Below are 20,136 nucleotides of genomic sequence, written 5' to 3'. Positions count from 1 at the left end.
CGTCGGTTGTTTACCCGTTCGCGCGAGCCTCGATTTCCTCCCAGCGTTCGAGCGCCACCAGCAGCTTTTCCTCGATCTCGGCGAAACGCGCATTGATGCGGCGCGCGTCGGCCGGGTTGGTCTTGTAGAAATCCGGAGCGTTCAGTTGCAGCGTGATCGCGCTCTGCTCGTCTTCGAGGCTCGCGATCAGCAGCGGCAGCTCCTCCAGCTCGCGCTGTTCCTTGTAACTTAACTTTATCTTTTTCGTAACTAGCATTTCTGCGGGGGCGGCCGCAGGCGCCGCCTTGGCCGCCGGTTTTGCCGCCGGCGCCGGGGCCAGCGCCTTGACGCGTTCCCAGTCGGTGTAGCCGCCCACGAATTCGCGCCAGCGGCCCTCGCCCTCGGCCACCACCACTTGCGTGACGACGTTGTCGAGGAAGGTACGGTCGTGGCTGACCAGGAACACGGTGCCGGCGTAGTCTTCCAGCAGTTCTTCCAGCAGTTCCAGGGTGTCGATGTCGAGGTCGTTGGTCGGCTCGTCCAGCACCAGGCAATTGGCCGGCTTGGCGAACAGGCGCGCCAACAGCAGGCGGTTGCGTTCGCCGCCCGACAGCGACTTGACCGGCGAGCGCGCGCGCTCGGGCGCGAACAGGAAGTCGCCCAGGTAGCTCATCACGTGCTTGCGCTGGCCATTGACTTCGACGTAGTCGCTGCCCGGGGCGATGGTATCCATCAGGGAAGCTTCCTCGTTCAGCTGCGAGCGCATCTGGTCGAAGTACGCGACCTGCAGCTTGGTGCCGAGCTTGACCGTGCCGCTGTCGGCCGTTTCCTCGCCGAGGATAATTTTCAGCAAGGTCGTCTTGCCGGCGCCGTTGGCCCCGATCAGGCCTACCTTGTCGCCCCGCAGGATAGTCGCGGTGAAGTCCTTGATGATGACCTTGTCGCCGTACGCCTTCGACACGTTCTCGAGGTCGGCCACGATCTTGCCGGAACGCTCGGTCGAGCCGACGTCGAGCCGTACCTGGCCCTGCTGGTCGCGGCGCGCGACGCGCTGCAGGCGCAGCGCTTCGAGGCGGCGCACGCGGCCTTCGTCGCGGGTGCGGCGCGCCTTGACGCCCTTGCGGATCCACACTTCTTCCTGTGCCAGGAACTTGTCGAACTTGGCATTCTCGACTTCCTCGTTTTCCAGCAGCTCGGCCTTGCGGGCCTGGTAGGTGCTGAAGTTGCCAGGGAACGACAGCAGGCGGCCGCGGTCGAGTTCGATGATGCGGGTGGCGACGTTGTCGAGGAAACTGCGGTCGTGGGTGATGAACAGCACCGAACCCTTGAAGTCGCGCAGCAGGCCTTCGAGCCACATGATCGACTTGAAGTCGAGGTGGTTGGTCGGCTCGTCGAGCAGCAATACATCGGGCGCCGACACCAGCGCCACCGCCAGCGCCACGCGCTTCTGCATCCCGCCCGAGAGCGTGCCCATCAGCGCGGCGCCGGTCAGGTTGAGGCGGTCGAGAGTGGTGTCGACCTTGTTCTGCATGCTCCAGCCGTCGGTGGCGTCGAGGCGCAGCTGCAATTCGTGCATGCGCTCCATCAGCGCGTCGTCGTCACCCTGGCCGAACTGGCCGGTCAGGGTCTCGTACTCGGCCAGCATCGCGGCCTGCTCGCCCATGCCGGCGGCGACCGCGTCGAATACCGACGTGGCCGGGTCGAACACCGGTTCCTGCTCGACATAGGCGATCTTCACGCCCTGCTGCATGACCAGCAGGCCGTCGTCGAGGCGCTGGCGGCCCGAAATGATCTTCAGCAGCGAGGACTTGCCGGTGCCGTTGCGGCCGATCAGGCCGACGCGTTCGCCGGTTTCGAGGGAAAATTCTGCGTGGTCGAGCAAGGCGACGTGGCCGAACGCCAGCTGTGCCGACGAGAGAGAGATGACTGCCATAGATGTGTACCGGTGCGGGGCGGGGGAAGGAACAACTGGTGTCGCCAGCAGGAATCGAACCTGCATCTAAGTCTTAGGAGGACCTTGTACTATCCATTGTACTATGGCGACACACGCATGTTGCAGCCTGCTATTGTACCAGCGCCGGGCCAACAATGACACTCCCGGCCGGGCACGCGCCCTCCGCAGCGCATTTCCACGTCGCACGATTGACGCCCAAGCGTCCTGAACAGCTAGCTCATCCATACTACGAGCAGCAGGGCGACATCGACGAATTCGCCTTCGTGTCAAAGCCTTACCGGCTGCCGGAGATCCTCAAGCGGCTGCGCTGGGCGCTCATCCCCTCATTCGTTACTGCCACGACATCTGAGTCCGTGTATTGATTTCGATCAAGGACCTGTGCTCAATGCCGATTGTGCAACAATTCGGTAGATTTCCCGAAGGAACGAAGCGTAGAATTCTCCAGACATCAATCCTTCTCGGGGAAAAAAATGGACTTAATCGATCAATTGCGTGCCCTCGGTGGTCGTATTCAGGCGACTAAAGACATGATCCAAACGGAGGAGGCGACAAAGAACGCAATGATCATGCCGTTCATTCACGCGCTGGGTTATAACGTTTTCGATCCGAATGAAGTTACCCCCGAACTGGTGGCTGATATCGGGATGAAGAAAGGTGAGAAGGTCGACTACGCGATTCTTCGCGAGGGTAAACCTATCATGCTTTTCGAGTGCAAACGGTCCGGTGGCGACTTGAGTGTCGATCATGCCGGCCAGTTATTCCGCTATTTCCACGTAACGTCGGCCCGCTTTGGTGTTCTAACGAATGGCTTGGTTTACAGGTTCTTCACTGACCTTGAAGAGCCGAACAAGATGGATCGCACACCATTCTTCGAGTTTAACATTCTCGATTTTAAGGACCGCGACATCGATGAACTAAAAAAATTCGCAAAAACCGCTTTTGATGTTGATACGATCCTTACGACCGCAAACGAGCTTAAGTACACACGGGCGATCCAGAACAAACTGTCGGATTGGATAATGAATCCGTCGGAAGACTTCGTTCGCTTAGTATCCTCCGAAATTTGCGGGAGTAAGCGATTCACGTCGGCATTGAAGGATCAATTTACTGCCATAACCAAACGTGCGTTCGACCAACTCGTAAGTGAGCGCATCAACGATCGTCTCAAGGGAGCGATGGCACTTGAGCCCAGTACCTCAATGCCCGCACAGCTAGTCGAGCCGGCAAGCGACCCAACGGAGTCGCAAATTATCACGACTCCAGAAGAGGTAGAAGGATTCCATATTGTACGCGCGATCCTACGTGAAACCGTAAGTCCCAAGCGAGTGCACATGCGCGACGCCCAGTCGTACTGCGCCATTCTTCTCGATGATAATAATCGAAAGCCGATTTGCCGACTTCGCTTTAACAATGCCGAGAAGCTTTGTCTCGGGGTTTTCAATGCGGAGAAAGAAGAAGAACGAATTCCGCTTTCTTCTGTCGATGACATTTATGACCATGCGGAGCTGCTTAAGGCCTCTGTAGGTGTACATCTACAGCAATCGGAACGCTCCCCAGCGTGATTGGTTCAGGAAGCAGTCATCCGACGAATGCCGCCAACCGCGCGTGCGAATTGCGCGGATTGATGCAACGCTGTCTGAATTGTCACTCCGAGCCGAACAGCGTAATGACCAGCGCCTTGAACAACTGCGGCCGATCCAGTCCTAAGTTAATGAGTCAGTTTTTTTACAACGAACGGCGGCGTGGATCGCGTACGACAGGCGCGTTCAGCCGGGCCCGGTACTGAGCGGCGCCTGTGCGGGAACGGCCGCGGGCGCTTGCCTTGCATCGGAAACCACGGCTGCCTTCACCTGCCTGATATCGTCGCGCAGGCCGTCGAGCATCGTGTCCATGATGGCGAGCGTGCCGCCGAAAATGGCCAGGCTGGAGGTAAGCCAAATACCGATCATCCAGAGGAGGAGACGCTGGAACATCTTGTTCATCTCCTGGTGTAGCTTGGAGGAACTGTCATTCATGTCCAGGTGTAGTTTTTCGGACAGGGCAGCCATGTCGGCGCGGTTGCGTTCGAATCCAAGCGCCATCTCGCCGCGCAACTCCGCCAGGTCAGCCTTCGTTGCGCCGCGCAACTCCGCCAGGTCGCCCTTCGTTGCAAGGGTCGGCAAGATCGCGTCGAAACGCGTTTCCAAAACGGTGAGTCGCTTGTCCACCGATGCATCCTACTCCGCGCGTCGTGCCGGTGCAACGGCGTCCGTGTCATCCGGATCGGGTGGCGGTTCCGGCAGTGCGGAATTCATTGGCGCAATCCTTGGGTGAAGGCCGCGGCTGCGGCCCAAACGCCAAGTTTACGCCGGGACGACGGCCGTCACCTCGATCTCCACCCTCGCCTTGTCCTCGATCAAACCGGCGACCTGGACCGCCGTCATGGCCGGATAGTGGCGGCCGATGATGTCGCGGTAAGCCGCGCCGATCGCCTTTTGCGCGCCCAGGTATTCGTTCTTGTCCACCACGTACCAGGTCATGCGCACGATGTGTTCAGGGCCGGCGCCGGCCTCGGCCAGCACCTCCACCGCATTTTGCAGCGCCTGGCGCACCTGCCCGGCAAAGTCCTCGGTGTGGAACACGCCCCGCCCGTCCCACCCGATCATGCCGCTGACGCATACCGTGCGCCCGCTTGCCGCCACGCCGTTCGCATAGCCGCGCGGACGCGCCCAGCCTGCTGGTTGAAGGATATCCATTGCTTAGTCTTTCTTCGGTGGCGTTGCATCGCGCAGCAGTTCGCGCGCGATGATCAGTTGCTGTACTTCGGTTGCGCCTTCGTAGATGCGCAGCGCGCGGATCTCGCGGTACAGGCGCTCGACCGGATGCTCGCTGACGACGCCAAGGCCGCCGAACATCTGCACCGCCGCATCGATCACGCGCTGCGCCGTTTCGGTCGCGCTCATCTTCGCCATCGCCGCTTCCATCGTCACCTTGCGGCCCTGGTCGCGCTGCCATGCGGCGCGGTAGGTCAGCAGCGCGCAGGCATCGATGCCGGTCGCCATCTCGGCCAGCTTTGCCTGGGTCAGCTGGAAGTCGGCCAGGGTCTGTCCGAACATCTTGCGCGACTTCGCATGCGCCAGCGCCTCGTCGAAGGCACGCCGCGCGAAGCCCAGCGCCGCCGCCGCCACCGAGGTGCGGAACACGTCCAGCGTTGCCATCGCCACCTTGAAGCCCTGCCCAGCCTCGCCAAGGCGGGCGCTGGCCGGCACGCGGCATTTGTCGAAGCGCAGCCGCGCCAGCGGATGCGGCGCGATCACTTCGATGCGCTCGGCGATCTCGAAGCCGGGCGTATCGGCGTCGACGATGAAGGCGCTGATGCCGCGCGCGCCCGGCTGCTCGCCGGTGCGCGCAAACACCACGTAGAAGTCGGCGATGCCGCCGTTCGAAATCCAGGTCTTCTCGCCATTGAGCACATAGCTGTCGCCGTCCGGCACAGCAGCGCACTGCATCGCGGCCACGTCCGAACCGGCCTGCGGCTCCGACAGCGCGAAGGCTGCAATCGACTCGCCCTTGGCCACGCGCGGCAGGTAGCGCGCGCGATTGTCAGTGCTGCCGAACAGCGAGATGGCACCCGAGCCCAGTCCCTGCATCGCGAACGCGAAGTCGGCCAGTCCGCTATGGCGCGCCAGCGTTTCTCGCACCAGGCAGATCGCGCGGGTGTCGATCGGACCGTCGCCCGGCGCCACCGCATGCTCCAGCCAGCCGCCCTCGCCCAGCTGGCGCACCAGCTGGCGGCAGGCTGCGTCGACGTCCTTGCCGTGCGCGTCGCGCACATGCTGGGAAGCCCATGCATCGAGCGACTGTTCGAGCGCCGCATGCGCGGGCGTAAAGAAAGGCCAGTCCAGGTAAGATTTGTCTGCCATCAGTCGCCCTCGAATGCGGGGCGCTGCTTCGCCACGAAGGCATGGTAGGCGCGGTGGAAGTCGTTGGTGGCCATGCAGATGGCCTGGGCCTGGGCTTCCGCCTCGATCGCCTCGTCCACACCCATGTTCCACTCCTGCTGCAGCATCTTCTTGGTCATGCCGTGCGCGAAGGTCGGGCCGTCGGCCAGCGACTGCGCCATCGCCTGCGCCGCCGCCAGCAGTTCCTCCGGTGCATGCAGGCTGTTGAAGAAGCCCCAGCGCTCGCCCTCGACGCCGGTCATCGCGCGGCCGCTGTACAGCAGCTCGCTGGCGCGGCCCTGTCCGATCAGCCGCGGCAGCAGCGCACAGGCGCCCATGTCGCAGCCGGCCAGGCCGACGCGGGTGAACAGGAAGGCGGTCTTGCTGCGCTCGGTCGCGTAGCGCATGTCCGAGGACAGCGCCAGGATCGCCCCGGCGCCGGCGCAAATGCCGTCCACCGCGCTGATCACCGGTTGCGGGCAGGCGCGGATGGCTTTCACCAGGTCGCCCGTCATGCGGGTAAATGCCAGCAGGCCGGGCATGTCCAGCTTCGTCAGCGGGCCGATGATGTCGTGCACGTCGCCACCCGAACAGAAGTTCTCGCCGGCGCCGGTGATGACGACCGCCTTGACGTCGTCGGCATAGGCCACGCCGCGGAACAGGTCGCGCAATTCGGCGTAGGACTCAAAGGTCAATGGGTTCTTGCGTTCGGGCCGGTTGAGCGTGATGGTGGCGACCTTGTTCGCCACCTCCAGCCTGAAGTGCTTCGCCGCGTAGTCCGCCAGCGTGACGCGATTGCCGGGCAGCGCGTGCTGCTCGCCTGGTAGGTAACGCATGTAGTGCTCCTTATTCTTGGTCATCCTGGTGGTCCAGGTGCTGCTTCATCTGCGACAGCAGCGTAATCAGTTGCGCCTTGTCGCGCGTCGGCGTGTCCTTCAGCAGTTCGGCGATCCAGCCCTCGTGCACCGCAGCCATTTCGGCAAAGGCGCGCCGGCCCTCGTCGGTCAGCTTGACGCAGTAGCCGCGCCGGTCGGTCAGGTGCGGCACCCGCACCACCAGCTGCTCGCGTTCGAGCTGGTCGGTGATGCCGGTGACGTTGCCGCCGGTGACCATCATGCGGCGCGACAGCTCGCCCATGCGCAGGCCGTCGGGATGGCGCTCCAGCTGCGCCATCAGGTCGAAGCGCGGAAGCGTGATGTTGAAGCTGGCGCGCAGCCTGCTCCTGATCTCGTTTTCGATGCGCACGGTGCACGACAGCATGCGCAGCCACAGCTTGAGCGCCTGGTTATCGCCGTCCGTCAGGCGGCTGGCCAGGTCGGGCGAATCGGCGATAGCAGCGGTGCTACCGGTCTTCTTGTCTCGCATGAATCCTCACATGACTTCGCCGCCGGCGACGGCCACGGCCTGGCCGTTCATCGCCGCGGACTGGGGCATGCACAGCCACAGGATGGCGTTGGCCACCTCCTCCGGCTGCACAAGGCGTTGCTGCGGATTGCCGGCCGCCAGTTCGGCGCGCGCCTGCTCTTCGTTCCTGCCGGTCTTGGCGACGATGTTGGCCACCGCCTCGCGCACGATGTCGGTCTCGGTAAAACCGGGACAGACCGCGTTGACGGTCACGCCCTTCGCCGCCACTTCCAGCGCCAGCGCGCGCGTCATGCCCACCATGCCGTGCTTGGCGGCGCAGTAGGCCGCGACGTAGCGGTAGCCGGTCAGGCCGGCGGTCGACGCCACGTTGATGATGCGTCCCCAGCCTGCCGCCAGCATCGCCGGCAGCACCGCCCGCGAGCAGTAGAAGGCGCCGGAGAGGTTCACGTCCAGCATGCGCTGCCACAGCTCGGCGTCGGTGCGCACGAACGGCGCCGATTCGGCCTGGCCGGCGTTGTTGACCAGGATATCGACCGGCCCCGCCGCCGCCAGCACCGCGCTCACCGCGTCGGGATCGGTGATGTCGAGCGCGTGGTGCCTGATGTCGCCGTAGGCCGACAAGGCGGCCGCGGTGGCCGCCAGCACGGCTTCGTCGCGGCCGGCGATGGTCACGCGCGCACCCGCATCGAGCAGCGCGCGGGCGGTGGCGGCGCCGATGCCGCGCGCGCCGCCAGTGACGAAGGCATGCTTGCCGGTGAGCGCCGCCATCATCCCTCCAGCAGCTTCGCCGCAACCTGCTGCGGCGTCAGTCCCGCGCCCGCAGCAGCCAGCTGGCGTTCGCGTTCGAGGTTGCGTTCGAGCTGGAGCTTGCCGGGGAGGTACTGCTTCGGCCATTCGATGGCGGTAAAGCCGATGCGCGCGGCCTCGGTCAGCGTCCATGCCGGGTTGGCCAGGTGCGGGCGGCCTACCGCGCACAGGTCGGCGCGGCCGGCCGCGACGATGCTGTTGGCGTGGTCGGCCTCGAAGATCGAGCCCACCGCGATAGTCGGGATGTTTGCCTCGTTGCGCACGCGGTCGGCGAACGGGGTCTGGAACATGCGCCCGTACACCGGCCGTTCGCGCTTGCTGACCTGGCCCGACGAGCAGTCGATCATGTCGGCGCCGGCCTCCTTGAACAGGCGCGCGACGTGCACCGCGTCGTCCGGGGTGATGCCGCCCTCGACCCAGTCGTGGGCGGAGATGCGCACGCTGATCGGGCGTTCGTCCGGCCATGCGGCCCGCATCGCGCGTAGCACCCGCAGCGGATAGCGGCAGCGGTTTTCCAGGCTGCCGCCGTATTCGTCGCTGCGGTGGTTGGTCAGCGGCGAGATGAACGAGGACAACAGATAGCCGTGGGCGCAGTGGAGCTCGATCCAGTCGAAGCCCGCTTCCGCCGCCGCCCTTGTCGCGCGCACGAAGTCCTGCTCGATGCGCGCCATGTCTGCCTCGGTGGCGGCATGCGCCACCTGCGACACGCCTGCCAGGTACTGCTGTTCCGAGGCGGCCACCAGCGGCCAGTTGCCCTGATCCAGCGGCAGGTCGATGCCGTCCCACATCGGACGGGTCGAACCCTTGGCGCCGGCGTGGCCGAGCTGCAGCGCGATCTTCGCGCTTGAGGAGGCATGGACGAAGTCGACGATGCGCTTCCACGCCGCCGTGTGTTCAGGCGCGTACATGCCCGGGCAGGCCGGCGTGATGCGGGCGTCGGCCGAGACGCAAGTCATCTCGGCGAACACCATGGCGGCGCCGCCCAGCGCGCGCGCGCCCAGGTGCACCAGGTGGTAGTCGCCGGGAACGCCGTCGACGGCGGAATACTGCGCCATCGGCGACACCACGATGCGGTTCTTGAGCGTGACGCCGCGCAGGCGGAATGGGGTCAGCATCGGCGGCGCCGCTTGCTGCGGCGGCTCGCAGCCGGCCTGCGCGCAGGCGCGGCGCGCGTACCAGTCCTCGAAGCCGGCCACGTAGCGCGGGTCGCGCAGCCGCAGGTTTTCGTGCGACAGGCGCTGGCTGCGGGTCAGCATCGAATAGGCGAACTGCGGCGCTTCCATCGCCGTGTAGCGCGCCACGTTCTCGAACCATTCCATCGAATTCTTGGCCGCGCTCTGGATCTTCAGCACCTCGACCGCGCGCGCCTGTTCGTAGGCGACCAGCGCCTCCGGCAGCGTGGCGGCGGCGCCGCAGCAGCGCGCCAGCTCGATCGCGTCTTCCAGCGCCAGCTTGGTGCCCGAGCCAATCGAATAATGGGCGGTGTGGGCGGCGTCGCCCATCAGCACCACCGGCACGCCGCCGTTCCAGTGCACCCACTCTGCGCAGACGATGCGCGGGAAGGTGATCCACATGGCCGAGCCGCGCAGGTGCGGCGAATTCGACATCAGGCCGTGGCCGTCCAGCTGGTCGGCGAACAGGCGCTCGCAGAAGGCCACGCCTTCCTCCTGGCTCATCTTGTCGATGCCGGCGCGCTGCCACACGTCTTCCGGCGTCTCGACGATGAAGGTCGAGGTGTCGCCGTCGTACTGGTAGATATGCGCCTGGAACCAGCCGTGCTCCGTTTCCTTGAACGCGAATGTGAAGGCGTCGAACTTTTTGGTCGTTCCGAGCCAGACGAAGCGGCAGCGGCGCGCCTCCACCTGCGGCCGGAAGGTCGCGTCGTAGCGCTTGCGGATGCGGCTGTTCAGGCCGTCGGAGGCGATCACCAGGTCGGCCTGGTAGCGCGCCGCCAGTTCCTGGTCGTCGGCCACGTCGAGCTCGAACACCAGTTCCACGCCCAGTTCCTCGCAGCGCTGCTGCAGGATGTTCAGCAGGCGCTTGCGGCCGATGCCGCAGAAGCCATGGCCGCCGGAGGTCACCTTCTCGCCCTTGAAGAAGACGTCGATGTCGTCCCAGTGGTTGAACGACTGCAGGATGGCGCGCGCGGTCGGCTCGTCGGCGCCCACCAGGTTGCCCAGGGTCTGGTCGGAGAACACCACGCCCCAGCCGAAGGTGTCGTAGGGGCGGTTGCGCTCGACGACCGTGATCCGGTGCGCCGGATCCTGCTTTTTCATCAGCAGGGCGAAGTACAGTCCGGCGGGGCCGCCGCCTATGCAAACGATGTTCAAGTCCGATGCCTTATTGGGTACGCAGTTTGAAGCGCTGCAGCTTGCCGGTCTCGGTGCGCGGCAGGCTGCCGGTGAAGTTCACCGAGCGGGGATACTTGTAGGGCGCGATCTCGCCCTTGACGAAGTTCTGCAGTTCGAGCGCGGTGGCGGCGGAGGGTTCGAATCCGGGCTTGAGCACCACGTGCGCCTCGACCACCTGGCCGCGTTCCTCGTCCGCGCGCCCGACCACGCCGCATTCGGCCACCGCCGGATGGCGCAGCAGCACGTCCTCGACTTCGGCGCCGGCGATGTTGTAGCCGGCCGAGATGATCATGTCGTCGGTGCGCGAACGGTAGTAGAAGTAGCCGTCGGCGTCCATTTCGTAGGCGTCGCCGGTCAGGTTCCAGCCGCCGGACACGTAGGCCTTCTGGCGTTCGTCGGCCAGGTAGCGGCAGCCGGTCGGTCCCTTGACCGCGAGGCGGCCGATCACGCCGGGCGCGGCCGGCCTGCCGTCGGCGTCCAGCACGCAGGCTTGGTAGCCCGGCACCGGTTTGCCGGTGGCGCCGGGGCGGATCGCGTCGCCGGCGGCGGAAATGAAGATATGCAGGATCTCGGTGGCGCCGATGCCATCGATCATGTCCAGGCCGGTAGCCGCCTTCCATGCATCGCGCGTGGGAAGCGGCAGCGCTTCGCCGGCCGATACGGTTTTCCCGAGGCTGGACAGGTCGTACTTCGCGGCCAGCGGCGCCATCTGCCGGTAGAAGGTGGGCGCGGTGAAGCAGATGGTGGCGCGGTATTTCTCGATGCCGGCCAACAGCGCCTCGGGCGTCAGCTTTTCCAGCAGTACGCCGGCCGCGCCCACCCGCAGCGGGAACAGCAGCAGGCCGCCCAGGCCGAAGGTGAACGCCAGCGGCGGCGTGCCGATGAAGATGTCGTCGCGTTTGGACTGCAGGGTGTGCACCGGGAAGCAGTCGCAGATCGCCAGCACGTCGCGATGGAAGTGCATGGTCCCTTTCGGGATGCCGGTGGTGCCGGAGGTGAAACTGATCAGGCAGACGTCGTCCGCAGCGCTGCCGGCGGCCTGGAACGGCGCATCGTGGCGCGCCATCAGCGCCTCCATGCTTCCTTCGCCTCCGTCCCCGAAGTACAACTTGCGGCGCGGGACATGGTCCCCTTGCGCCATCTCCAGCGCGCCATCGAGTTCGGCGCGCAGGCTCGATGCGCACAGCACTGCGTCCACCTGCGCCTTGACGATGATGGTGCACAGCTCGCGCGCGCGCAGCAGCGGCATGGTCGGCACCGCGATGCAGCCGGCCTTGAGCACGGCCAGCAGCGCCGCCGCCATCGACGGGTTGTTGGCGCCGCGCAGCAGCACGCGGTTGCCGGTGACCAGGCCCATGTCGTCGACCAGCACGTGGGCGATGCGGTCGACCCGCGCCTGCAGGTCCGCGTAGCTGAGCGTTTCGTGTTCGCCGATGACGGCGGTGCGTGCGCCGTCGCCGCGCGCGACCGCCGCGTCGAGCAGCTCGGCCACGCAGTTCAGGCGTGCGGGGTAGTGCAGCGCGGGCAGGTCGAACAGGAATTCCGGCCACTGCTCCGGCGGCGGCAGGTGCGCGCGCGCGAAGTTGTCGGCGTAGCCCGACGGACTCAGTTCTGCTGCCTTGGTGCCTGCCATGTTCACCCCGGGGAAAGGTTAGGTCGGAAAGTTGAAGGAACTTTAAACCTAAACTATTCTGCTAGCAAGCGCTATTTGATTTCCATCAATATTCGGATTGCGAGCGCCTGATGCAGTCGGCCTGCGCCATCACCGAGCGGATCGCGTCGGCCAACGCCAGGTGCACGCGGTCGCCATCCTGGCCGTCCGGCGCCAGCGCTTCGAAGCCCTCGGCGGCGCCGTCCAGGCCAAGCGTGATGCAGCCGGTATGCAGGCGCGCGATACGCTCGCATGCCGCTTCAGGCTCGCCGCGCGCCAGCATCGCGTCGATCTCGCCGCTGGCCGCGGCCAGCTGGCTCCGGAAGCCGCCGAGGTAGGCCAGCAGCCGTTCGTAGTCGATGCCCAGCCGCGCCATGGTGGCGGTGGGACGCTCGGCCCGGTGCATCCAGCCGTCCGGAGGGGGCGACAGCGAGGCCAGGTGCACCCTCACCTGGCCGGCCTGGAACGGCTTGACGATGTAGCCCGACACCCCCAGCCCGGCGGCCTGGTCGACGGTGCCGGTATCGGTGCTGGACGTGACCAGGATGAAGGACATCGGGTCGTAGGCGGGGTCGGCGCGCACCCGCGCCAGCAGGTCCATGCCGGACAGGCGCGGCATGCGCAGGTCGCAGAACAGCAGCTGGGGGCGCAGGCCCGCCTGCATCTGCTCCCAGGCGTCGAGGCCGTCCTCGGCCTCCAGGATCTCGTAACTGCCGCTGCTGTCGACCAGGTGCATCAGCACCATGCGCGACACCACGTCGTCGTCCACCACCAGTACCTTCATCCGCGCTTCTCCCCTTGAATCCATCATGCGGCCTCGGTGTCGAAGCCGTCCAGCAGCCGGTACAGCCGCGGCAACGCATCGGCCAGCGCGTCCCAGCGGCGCGCATCGGCCGCCGCCTCCAGTTCGCTGCACAAGGCGTGCAGCGCGCCCGCGCCCAGATGGGCGGCGCTGCCCTTCATACCGTGCAGCAGGCGCGCCGCCGCTTCATGGTCGCAGCTTGCGACCGCCTGTTCGAGTTCGGCCCGGCGCGCGGGCACGTCGGCGGCGAAGGCGGCGCGGATGCGTTCGAACAGGTCCGCGTCCTGCGACGGCCCGGTGCCGGCCGGGCCGGTGACCACGCCGAACATCGCATCGAGCTCGCTGGTGGTGGGCGCGCGGCCCGGCATCGGCTCGAGCTGTGCGCCTTCGGCCAGGCGCCGCGCCACCGCCCGCCCGAGCAGCGCGTGCAGCGCGCCCTCGTCGATCGGCTTGGTCAGGAAATCGTCCATGCCGGCGCCCAGGTAGCGCGCGCGGTCTTCGTCGCTGGCGTTGGCCGTCAGCGCCACGATCATCACCTTCGGGTCGCGCACCGGCGCTCCCACCGGGCCGCCGGCGCGGATCATCTGGGTCGCGCGGGCGCCGTCCATTTCCGGCATGCGCCCGTCCATCAGCACCAGGTCGTAGCCGGCGCGGGCGCAAGCCTCGACTGCCAGCAGCCCGTTGCCGACCACAGTGGCGCGGTGGCCCAGGTCTTCCAGCATCGCGCGCACGATGATCTGGTTGGTCGGGAAGTCTTCGGCGCACAGCACGTTCAGGCGGTGGCTGTGCGGTTCGCGCAGCACGTGCGGCAGCGGCGCCGGCATGCTGCCGTCGGCCAGCGGCAGCACGAAGCTGAAGGTGCTGCCCACGCCCTCGGTGCTTTCGGCGGTGATCTCGCCGCCCATCAGCTGCACCAGCTGGCGGCAGATGGCCAGTCCAAGGCCGGTGCCGCCGTAGCGCCGCGTGGTGGTGCTGTCGGCCTGCTCGAACTTCTGGAACAGGCGCGCCAGCGCGTCCGGCGCGATGCCGATGCCGGTGTCGGTAACCGAGAAGCGGATCAGGTTGACGCCGTCGGACGCGCCGGCGCTACGCGCTACCCGCAGCGTCACCTTGCCCTCGTTGGTGAACTTGAAGGCGTTGCCGACCAGGTTGACCAGCACCTGGCGCAGCCGGGTCGGGTCGCCCACCACGAAGCGCGGCAGGTCGTCGTCCAGTTCGATGCCGAAGTCGACGCTGTGGGCCGCCGCCTGCTCCTCGAACAGGCTGACCACGCTCTCGATCTTGGCGGCCAGCGAAAAGTCGATGTTCTCGATGGCCAGCTTGCCGGCCTCGATCTTGGAGAAGTCGAGCAGGTCGTTGACGATTCCCAGCAGCGACTGGGCGTTGGCCTGGCCGCGCGCGACCTGTTCGCGGGTGGCGGGCGCCAGCCGCGCGTCGCGCAGCGCGAAGCCTAGCATGCCGATCACGCCGGCCAGCGGCGTGCGCATCTCGTGGCTCATGTCGGCCAAAAATTCGGACTTCTGGCGGGTCGCATCCTCGGCCTTGCGCTTGGCGAAGCTGAGGCGCTCGGACAGCACCGAGATGTCGCGGTGGGCGCGCTCGACGTTCTCCTTCTGGCGCACCACTTCGGCCTTCTGGCGCTCGGCGTCGGCGCGGCGGCGCTCGGCCTCGGCGCGCTGGCGCTCGGCTTCGAAGCGCTGCGCTTCGAGTTCGCGCTTCTGCTGTTCCAGCCGGCGGTTCTGCTGCTCGATCTCCTCGGTCCGGGCCCGCACCTGGCGTTCCAGCAGCGACTTCTGGCGGCGCAGCCCGGACAGCCGCAAGCGGTAGGCGAACCAGGCGCTGCCCAGCACCAGGGCGGCGGCCAGGCTGCGGAACCACCAGGTCTTCCACACCGGCGGCGCGATGGTGATCACCAGCGGGTCGCTCGGCACGCCCCACACGCCGTCCTTGTTGGCGGCCTTGACGCGGAAGGTGTAGGTGCCCGGATCGAGGTTGGTGTAGGTGGCGAAGCGCTTGCCGGCCTCGGTGTCGACCCAGCCGCGGTCGAAGCCCTCGAGCTGGTAGGCAAAGCGGTTGCGCTGGGGCGCGGCATAGTGCAGGCCGGAGAATTCGAGCGAGAACACCGAGTCCGACGCCGCCAGCGCGATCTCGCGCATGCGTTCGACCGGCCCGCGCACCAGGCCGGGCCTTGCCGCCTCGACCGGCTGGTTGAAGATCTGGAAGCCGGTGACGATGGCGCGCGGCGGGATGCGGTTGTCGCTGATGGCGCGCGGGTTGAACGCGGTGACGCCGTTGAAGCCGCCAAAGTACAGGGTGCCGTCGGTGGCGCGCACCGCCGAGCCATCGAAGAAGGCGCCTTCGGTGATGCCGTCGACCGAGCTGTAGTTGCGCCACTTGCCGGTGCCCGGGTCGAACCGCGAGATGCCGGTGTTGGTGCTCATCCACAGGTAGCCCGCGCTGTCCTCCAGGATGGCGGCGATGGCGTCGTCCGCCATGCCGTCGCCCACCGTGTAGCGGCGGAAGCTCACCTCGCCGCGGGCGTCGATGTTCATGCGGTTCAAGCCGCCGGCGGTGCCGACCCACACGGTGCCCTTGCTGTCCTCGAGCAGGTAATGCACCTCGTCGTGCGACAGGCTGCCGGTCTTGTTCGGGTCGTGGCGGAAGTGGCGGAAGGTGCCGCGCGCGCGGTCCATCAGGTCGAGGCCGTCGAAGGTGCCGATCCACAGCCGGCCGCGGCTATCCTCGAGCATCGGGCGCACCGCGTTGTCGGCCAGGGAGCTGTCGTCGGCGGTGTCGTGGCGGTAGCTGGCCACCTTGAGCGTGGCCGGGTCGAGCCGGTGCAGGCCGCCGCGGCTGGCGATCCACAGCATGCCTGAACGGTCCAGCATCATGCCGCGCACCTTGTTACCGTCGGCATCGCCCAGCTGCACGCGCGTGAAGCGGCCGCTGTCCTGGTCGAAGCGGGTTACGCCATGGTCGCCGCCGACCCACAGGGCGCCGGAGCGGTCGTGCGCGAGCGCCCCCGCCACCGGGTCGGCCAGGCTGTTCGGGTTGCGCGGCTCGTGGCGCCAGGCCCGCACCGCGCCGCTGGCCGGGTCGTACAAATTCAGGCCGCTGTTGGTGCCGATCCAGACCTTGCCGCGGCCGTCGTCGAGGATGGCGCGCACGTTGTTGCCGGTCAGGGTGGTCGGCGCGTCCGGCTGGCGCACGATGCGGGCGAAGCCGCCGCTGTTCAGGTCGACCCGGCTGACGCCGGCGGACCAGGTGCCGACCCACAGGATCCCGACACGGTCGCGGAACAGCGCCGAGATGCGGTTGTCGGCCACGCTGTGCGCGTCGGTGACGACGTGGCGGTGCGCCTGGAAGCGCTGGGCGCGCCCGTCCCAGCGGTACAGGCCCTCCGAATAGGTGCCGACCCAGATCGTGCCGTCGGCGTCTTCGTACAGGGTGGCGATGACCTCGTGCCGGATGCCGACGGCATCGCCGAGGCGCTGCCGCCTGAGCGCCGCGCCGGCCTTGCGCACGTCGCCGCTGCTGCGTTCCAATCCGCCCGTGCTGCCCACCCACAGGGTCTGCTGGGAATCGACCAGCAGCGCCTGGACAGTATTGAACCGCATGTCGCCGTCGCGCGCATGGTGGTGCTCGAACACGCGCGCACCCGACGCCAGGCTGTCCAGCCCCGCCGCCGTGCCGACCCACAGCCGGCCGCCGGCGTCGACCGCCAGCGCGTTGATCTGGTTGTCGGACAGGCTGCCCGGGTCGTCCGGCACATGGTTCCAGACGGTGAACTTGCCGCTGGCCGGGTCGAGGTGCTGCAGGCCGTCGGCGGTGCCGATCCACAGCCCGCCTTCGCCATCGTCGGCGATCGCGCGGATGTGGCGGTTGCCGTTGCCGCGCCGGACGGTCTCCTGCGGCAGGTAGTGGACGAACGACTGGGTGGCAGGGTCGAAGCGGTCGACGCCGCCGTCGGTGCCCACCCACAGCTCGCCGCGCGCGTCGACGTGCAGCACCTTGACCCAGTTGTTGGCCAGGCTCTTGCGGTTGTTGACGTCATGGCGGTAGACCACCACCCGGTAGCCGTCGAAGCGCGACAAACCGGCCTGGCTGCCGAACCACATGAAGCCGTCGCGGTCCTGTACGATCGCCAGCACCGACTCCTGGGCCAGGCCATGTTCGACGCTCAGGTGTTCAAAGCGCAGCGTGCGTGCAGGCGCCGCGGCACCGGCGCCAGGCGCCAGCGCCGCCAGTAGCGCAAGGGCGGCCAGCCAGCGTATCAGGAAGGTCATGGTTTCTTTCATGTGCTAGGCGCCGAAGAAGGCCAGCACGTCGTCCCTGCGCGCCTCGGTGTCGCGCCGGCCGAGCGCAATCAGCTCGCGCGTGTAGCTGGCCTCGAACAGCAGGTAGGACGCCAGCGCGGCGCCGCGCGCCTCGGTCGCACCGATGCCCGACAACAGCGTGCGCACCGGCGCCGGCAGGCTGCCGACGTGGCGGCTGGCGATGTCGTCGAGCCGCTCGGACGGCGCGATCACCAGCAGTTCGACCGGCTTGAGCGGGGTCATTTCGCGGTACTCCTCGGGCAGCAGCGACAGGGTCAGGTTGATGCGGTTGAGGCGTTCGATGTCGACCGCCAGGCTGTCCAGGAAGATCGAGGACATCGCGTGGCCGGCGATTTGCGCCAGGCTCGGATAGCTGCCCTGCGGCGGCGCGGCCTGGACCGGCTCGGCCAGCCGTCCTGCCCCGACCACCAGCACGCGGGTGGCGCCGAGATGGATCGCGGGCGAGATCGGCGCCAGCTGGCGCATGGTGCCGTCGCCGCAATACTCGCGCCGGCCGCCCATGTATAGCGGCACCGCCGGGAAGATGAAGGGAATCGCGGACGACGCCAGCAGGTGCTCGACGCCGATCTGGTCCTGCAGCGCGATGCGCTGCATGCGCACCCACGGCCTGATCTCGGAGGCGCTCTGATAGAAGGTGATGTGGTTGCCCGCGGTGTAGGACGAGGCGGTGACGGCCAGTGCGTGCAGCAGGCCCTCGGACAGCGCGGCGCGCCACTTGCGCAGCAGCCAGCCGAACGACAGCAGCGACAGCCAGCGCGCGCCGGAGCGCAACACGCCCAGCGAATCGGCGCGGTATACCTGCTCGACCGCGACGTTTTCCCACACGTCCAGCAGCTTCTGCACGCCTTCGCCGAAATTGTCGGCGCGGCAGGCCAGCGCGGTGGCGTTCATCGCGCCGGCCGAGGTGCCGCAGATGATGTCGAAGGGAGAACGGGCCGGCGGGCGGCCGGTTTCCCACAGGATGCGCGCGACCGCGTCCAGCACGCCGACCTGGTAGGCGGCGCGGGCGCCGCCGCCTGCCAGGATCAGCCCGGTTTTCTCATTTACTCCCATCCTTCAAGGGTATCAGGCTCAGGGGGTGTATAGAAAGCAAAAGTTGCATCTGGCACACAGCCCTCAGTCTCCCTTGGCAACACCCTCGCGGCGCGGGTCGGCGCCGCCGAACCAGTATTCCTGGCCGTGGATGGACAGCCGCTGCACCCCGTGCAGGCCGGAGTTCATGTCGGCGCTGCGCAGCGCGTGGCCGCGCGCCTTGAGCGCGTCCAGCACGGCGGGCGCAAAGCGTCCCGCTTCCAGTTCGGTCGGGCCGTTGCGGCTGCCGAAGTTGGGCAGGCTGATCGCCTGCTGCACGTTCAGCCCCCAGTCGAGGGTGCCGACCAGTACCTTGGCCACGTAGTTGATGATGGCCGGCCCGCCCGGCGAGCCCACCGCCAGCACCAGCTTTTTGGTCTGCTTGTCGAACACGATGGTGGGCGACATCGCGCTGCGCGGGCGCTTGCCCGGCTGGACGCGGTTGGCCACCGGGCCTTGCGCGTCGATCGAGTCGAACGAGAAGTCGGTCAGCTGGTTGTTCAGCATGAAGCCGCGCACCATCTGGCGCGAGCCGAAGGCGTCTTCCACGGTGGTGGTCATCGACAGGCCGGCGCCGCTGCCGTCCATCACCACCAGGTGCGAGGTGGACGGGGTTTCGATGGCGTTGTCCAGCCCCCATGCCACGTCCATGCCGGGCGGCGTGCCGGCGCCGGCGACGCCCATGGAACGCTCGCCAATCAGGGCGGCGCGCCTGGCCAGGTAGTCCTTGTCGATCAGGCTCTGGACGCCGCGCCCCGGCAGCGGGATGAAGTCGGTGTCGGCCGCATAGCGGTTGCGGTCGGCGTAGGCCAGCCGGCCGGCTTCGGAGAACAGGTGCACCGCATCCGCGCCGACCCTACCCTCCATCGGCGCCAGCGCGCGCATGTCTTTTGTTTCGAGGATGCCCAGCATCTGGGCCACCGCGATCCCGCCCGACGACGGCGGCGGCATGCCGCACACGGTGAAGGCGCGGTAGTCGCTGCACACCGGCGTACGCACCTTGGCCTGGTAGCCGGCGATGTCGGCGGCGCTGAGCAGGCCCGGGTTGCGCGGATGCGACGCGACCTTGGCCGCGATGTCGCCGGCGATGGCGCCCTTGTAGAACGCGTCGGCGCCGCCGGCGGCGATCGTGCGCAGGGTCAGCGCCAGCTCCGGGTTCTTCAGCATGTGCCCGACCGGCCACGGCTTGCCCTGCGCTTCGAAGAAGTAGGCCAGCGCGGTGGGGTCGGTGCGCACATGGCGGTCCCACGACAGCATGCCGTGCAGGCGTTCGCTGACCGGGAAACCCTTGTCGGCCAGTGCGATCGCGGGCGCGAACAGCTCCTTCCACGCCAGCTTGCCGTGCTGCTTGTGGGCCAGCTCCAGCATGCGCAGCACGCCCGGTGCGCCCACCGAGCGGCCGCCCACCACGCCCTCGACGCGCGACATCGGCGTGCCGGCGGCGGTCTGGAACAGCTTTTCGGTGGCGCGCGCCGGCGCGGTTTCGCGGCCGTCGAAGGCCTGCACGTTCTTGCCGTCGTAGTGCATCAGGAAGGCGCCGCCGCCGATGCCGGAAGACTGCGGCTCGACCAGGGTCAGCACCAGCTGGGTGGCGATGGCCGCGTCGATGGCCGAGCCGCCCTGCTGCAGGATGGCGTAGCCGGCTTCCACCGCCAGCGGGTTGGCCGCCGATACCATGAACTTCTTCGACGCCCAGCCGGTCTTGTCGGTGTAGGCGATGCCGATTTCGGGCGCCTGCTGCTGCGCATCCTGCGCGTGCCCGGCCAAGGGCAGGAATGCCGCTTGCAGCAGCGCCGCCAGCGCCGCCAGCGCCAGCATCTTCAACTTGACCATCGATCCTCCAGATATAAAAAAGCGCGCGACCAAGGCCGCGCGCCCGATACAACATTATCGTACAAC

14 protein-coding genes and 1 tRNA gene are annotated in these 20,136 nt (G+C 67.2%); 1 reads left to right on the top strand and 14 read right to left on the bottom strand.

Annotated elements, in window-relative coordinates:
• Nucleotides 1-10: 10 nt before the first annotated feature.
• Entirely contained in the window at nucleotides 11-1,912 is a 1,902-nt protein-coding gene (locus tag D3872_RS14790; RefSeq protein ID WP_119811524.1) for an ATP-binding cassette domain-containing protein, read from the bottom strand.
• A 36-nt stretch (nucleotides 1,913-1,948) separates the two neighbouring features.
• A tRNA-Arg gene (locus D3872_RS14785) sits at nucleotides 1,949-2,023 on the bottom strand.
• Nucleotides 2,024-2,403: 380 nt separating this feature from the next.
• On the opposite strand from D3872_RS14785, the gene D3872_RS14775 reads away from it, so the two are divergent.
• Entirely contained in the window at nucleotides 2,404-3,495 is a 1,092-nt protein-coding gene (locus tag D3872_RS14775) for a type I restriction endonuclease (protein ID WP_119811522.1), read from the top strand.
• A gap of 204 nt (nucleotides 3,496-3,699) precedes the next feature.
• Here the strand turns inward: D3872_RS14775 and D3872_RS14770 are convergent, their stop codons facing one another.
• The 12 genes from D3872_RS14770 to ggt form a co-directional block, all read right to left on the bottom strand.
• Complete coding sequence (locus tag D3872_RS14770; RefSeq protein ID WP_147373891.1) at nucleotides 3,700-4,140, bottom strand: CCDC90 family protein; 441 nt, start codon at nucleotides 4,138-4,140, stop codon at nucleotides 3,700-3,702.
• 135 nt (nucleotides 4,141-4,275) lie between these two features.
• Nucleotides 4,276-4,668, bottom strand: a complete 393-nt coding sequence (locus D3872_RS14765; protein WP_119811520.1) for a RidA family protein — start codon at nucleotides 4,666-4,668, stop codon at nucleotides 4,276-4,278.
• A gap of 3 nt (nucleotides 4,669-4,671) precedes the next feature.
• A complete protein-coding gene (locus tag D3872_RS14760; protein ID WP_119811519.1) occupies nucleotides 4,672-5,835 on the bottom strand; it encodes an acyl-CoA dehydrogenase family protein in 1,164 nt (387 codons plus the stop codon).
• Nucleotides 5,835-6,689 (bottom strand): enoyl-CoA hydratase family protein, encoded by an 855-nt coding sequence (locus D3872_RS14755; protein ID WP_119811553.1) that lies wholly within the window; start codon nucleotides 6,687-6,689, stop codon nucleotides 5,835-5,837. Before D3872_RS14755 ends, D3872_RS14760 begins: the two co-directional genes overlap by 1 nt.
• Nucleotides 6,690-6,699: 10 nt before the next feature.
• Nucleotides 6,700-7,218: a MarR family winged helix-turn-helix transcriptional regulator gene (locus tag D3872_RS14750; protein ID WP_119811518.1), complete on the bottom strand. Its 519-nt coding sequence runs from the start codon at nucleotides 7,216-7,218 to the stop codon at nucleotides 6,700-6,702.
• 6 nt (nucleotides 7,219-7,224) lie between these two features.
• On the bottom strand, nucleotides 7,225-7,986 hold the full coding sequence (locus tag D3872_RS14745) for an SDR family NAD(P)-dependent oxidoreductase (protein WP_370660971.1): 762 nt from the start codon (nucleotides 7,984-7,986) through the stop codon (nucleotides 7,225-7,227).
• On the bottom strand, nucleotides 7,986-10,355 hold the full coding sequence (locus D3872_RS14740; protein ID WP_119811516.1) for a bifunctional salicylyl-CoA 5-hydroxylase/oxidoreductase: 2,370 nt from the start codon (nucleotides 10,353-10,355) through the stop codon (nucleotides 7,986-7,988). Before D3872_RS14740 ends, D3872_RS14745 begins: the two co-directional genes overlap by 1 nt.
• A gap of 10 nt (nucleotides 10,356-10,365) precedes the next feature.
• On the bottom strand, nucleotides 10,366-12,009 hold the full coding sequence (locus D3872_RS14735) for an AMP-binding protein (protein WP_182915812.1): 1,644 nt from the start codon (nucleotides 12,007-12,009) through the stop codon (nucleotides 10,366-10,368).
• Between the two features lie 85 nt (nucleotides 12,010-12,094).
• Nucleotides 12,095-12,811 carry a response regulator gene (locus tag D3872_RS14730; protein ID WP_119811515.1) on the bottom strand — a complete coding sequence of 239 codons (717 nt, stop codon included), beginning with the start codon at nucleotides 12,809-12,811 and terminating at the stop codon, nucleotides 12,095-12,097.
• 23 nt (nucleotides 12,812-12,834) lie between these two features.
• The gene (locus tag D3872_RS14725; RefSeq protein ID WP_229459338.1) at nucleotides 12,835-17,127 is read right to left on the bottom strand and encodes a hybrid sensor histidine kinase/response regulator; all 4,293 of its coding nucleotides are present in this window, start codon (nucleotides 17,125-17,127) and stop codon (nucleotides 12,835-12,837) included.
• A 3-nt stretch (nucleotides 17,128-17,130) separates the two neighbouring features.
• Entirely contained in the window at nucleotides 17,131-18,219 is a 1,089-nt protein-coding gene (locus D3872_RS14720; RefSeq protein WP_119811513.1) for a patatin-like phospholipase family protein, read from the bottom strand.
• A 63-nt stretch (nucleotides 18,220-18,282) separates the two neighbouring features.
• Nucleotides 18,283-20,070, bottom strand: coding sequence for a gamma-glutamyltransferase (gene ggt / locus D3872_RS14715; protein WP_119811512.1), 1,788 nt, complete (start codon nucleotides 20,068-20,070; stop codon nucleotides 18,283-18,285).
• Between the last annotated feature and the right edge of the window lie 66 nt (nucleotides 20,071-20,136).

Source organism: Massilia cavernae, from assembly GCF_003590855.1.
GTDB classification, from domain to species: domain Bacteria; phylum Pseudomonadota; class Gammaproteobacteria; order Burkholderiales; family Burkholderiaceae_D; genus Telluria_A; species Telluria_A cavernae.
This window is presented reverse-complemented; position numbering and strand designations above follow the sequence as displayed.

Excerpts from the sequence above, each read along its gene's own strand:
- D3872_RS14755 (WP_119811553.1), bottom strand. The coding sequence starts at position 6,689 with ATGCGTTACCTACCAGGCGAGCAGCACGCGCTGCCCGGCAATCGCGTC.
- D3872_RS14765 (WP_119811520.1), bottom strand. The coding sequence starts at position 4,668 with ATGGATATCCTTCAACCAGCAGGCTGGGCGCGTCCGCGCGGCTATGCG.
- D3872_RS14735 (WP_182915812.1), bottom strand. The coding sequence starts at position 12,009 with ATGGCAGGCACCAAGGCAGCAGAACTGAGTCCGTCGGGCTACGCCGAC.
- D3872_RS14720 (WP_119811513.1), bottom strand. The coding sequence starts at position 18,219 with ATGGGAGTAAATGAGAAAACCGGGCTGATCCTGGCAGGCGGCGGCGCC.
- D3872_RS14760 (WP_119811519.1), bottom strand. The coding sequence starts at position 5,835 with ATGGCAGACAAATCTTACCTGGACTGGCCTTTCTTTACGCCCGCGCAT.
- D3872_RS14750 (WP_119811518.1), bottom strand. The coding sequence starts at position 7,218 with ATGCGAGACAAGAAGACCGGTAGCACCGCTGCTATCGCCGATTCGCCC.
- D3872_RS14730 (WP_119811515.1), bottom strand. The coding sequence starts at position 12,811 with ATGAAGGTACTGGTGGTGGACGACGACGTGGTGTCGCGCATGGTGCTG.
- D3872_RS14790 (WP_119811524.1), bottom strand. The coding sequence starts at position 1,912 with ATGGCAGTCATCTCTCTCTCGTCGGCACAGCTGGCGTTCGGCCACGTC.
- D3872_RS14725 (WP_229459338.1), bottom strand. The coding sequence starts at position 17,127 with ATGAAAGAAACCATGACCTTCCTGATACGCTGGCTGGCCGCCCTTGCG.
- D3872_RS14745 (WP_370660971.1), bottom strand. The coding sequence starts at position 7,986 with ATGGCGGCGCTCACCGGCAAGCATGCCTTCGTCACTGGCGGCGCGCGC.
- D3872_RS14775 (WP_119811522.1), top strand. The coding sequence starts at position 2,404 with ATGGACTTAATCGATCAATTGCGTGCCCTCGGTGGTCGTATTCAGGCG.
- ggt (WP_119811512.1), bottom strand. The coding sequence starts at position 20,070 with ATGGTCAAGTTGAAGATGCTGGCGCTGGCGGCGCTGGCGGCGCTGCTG.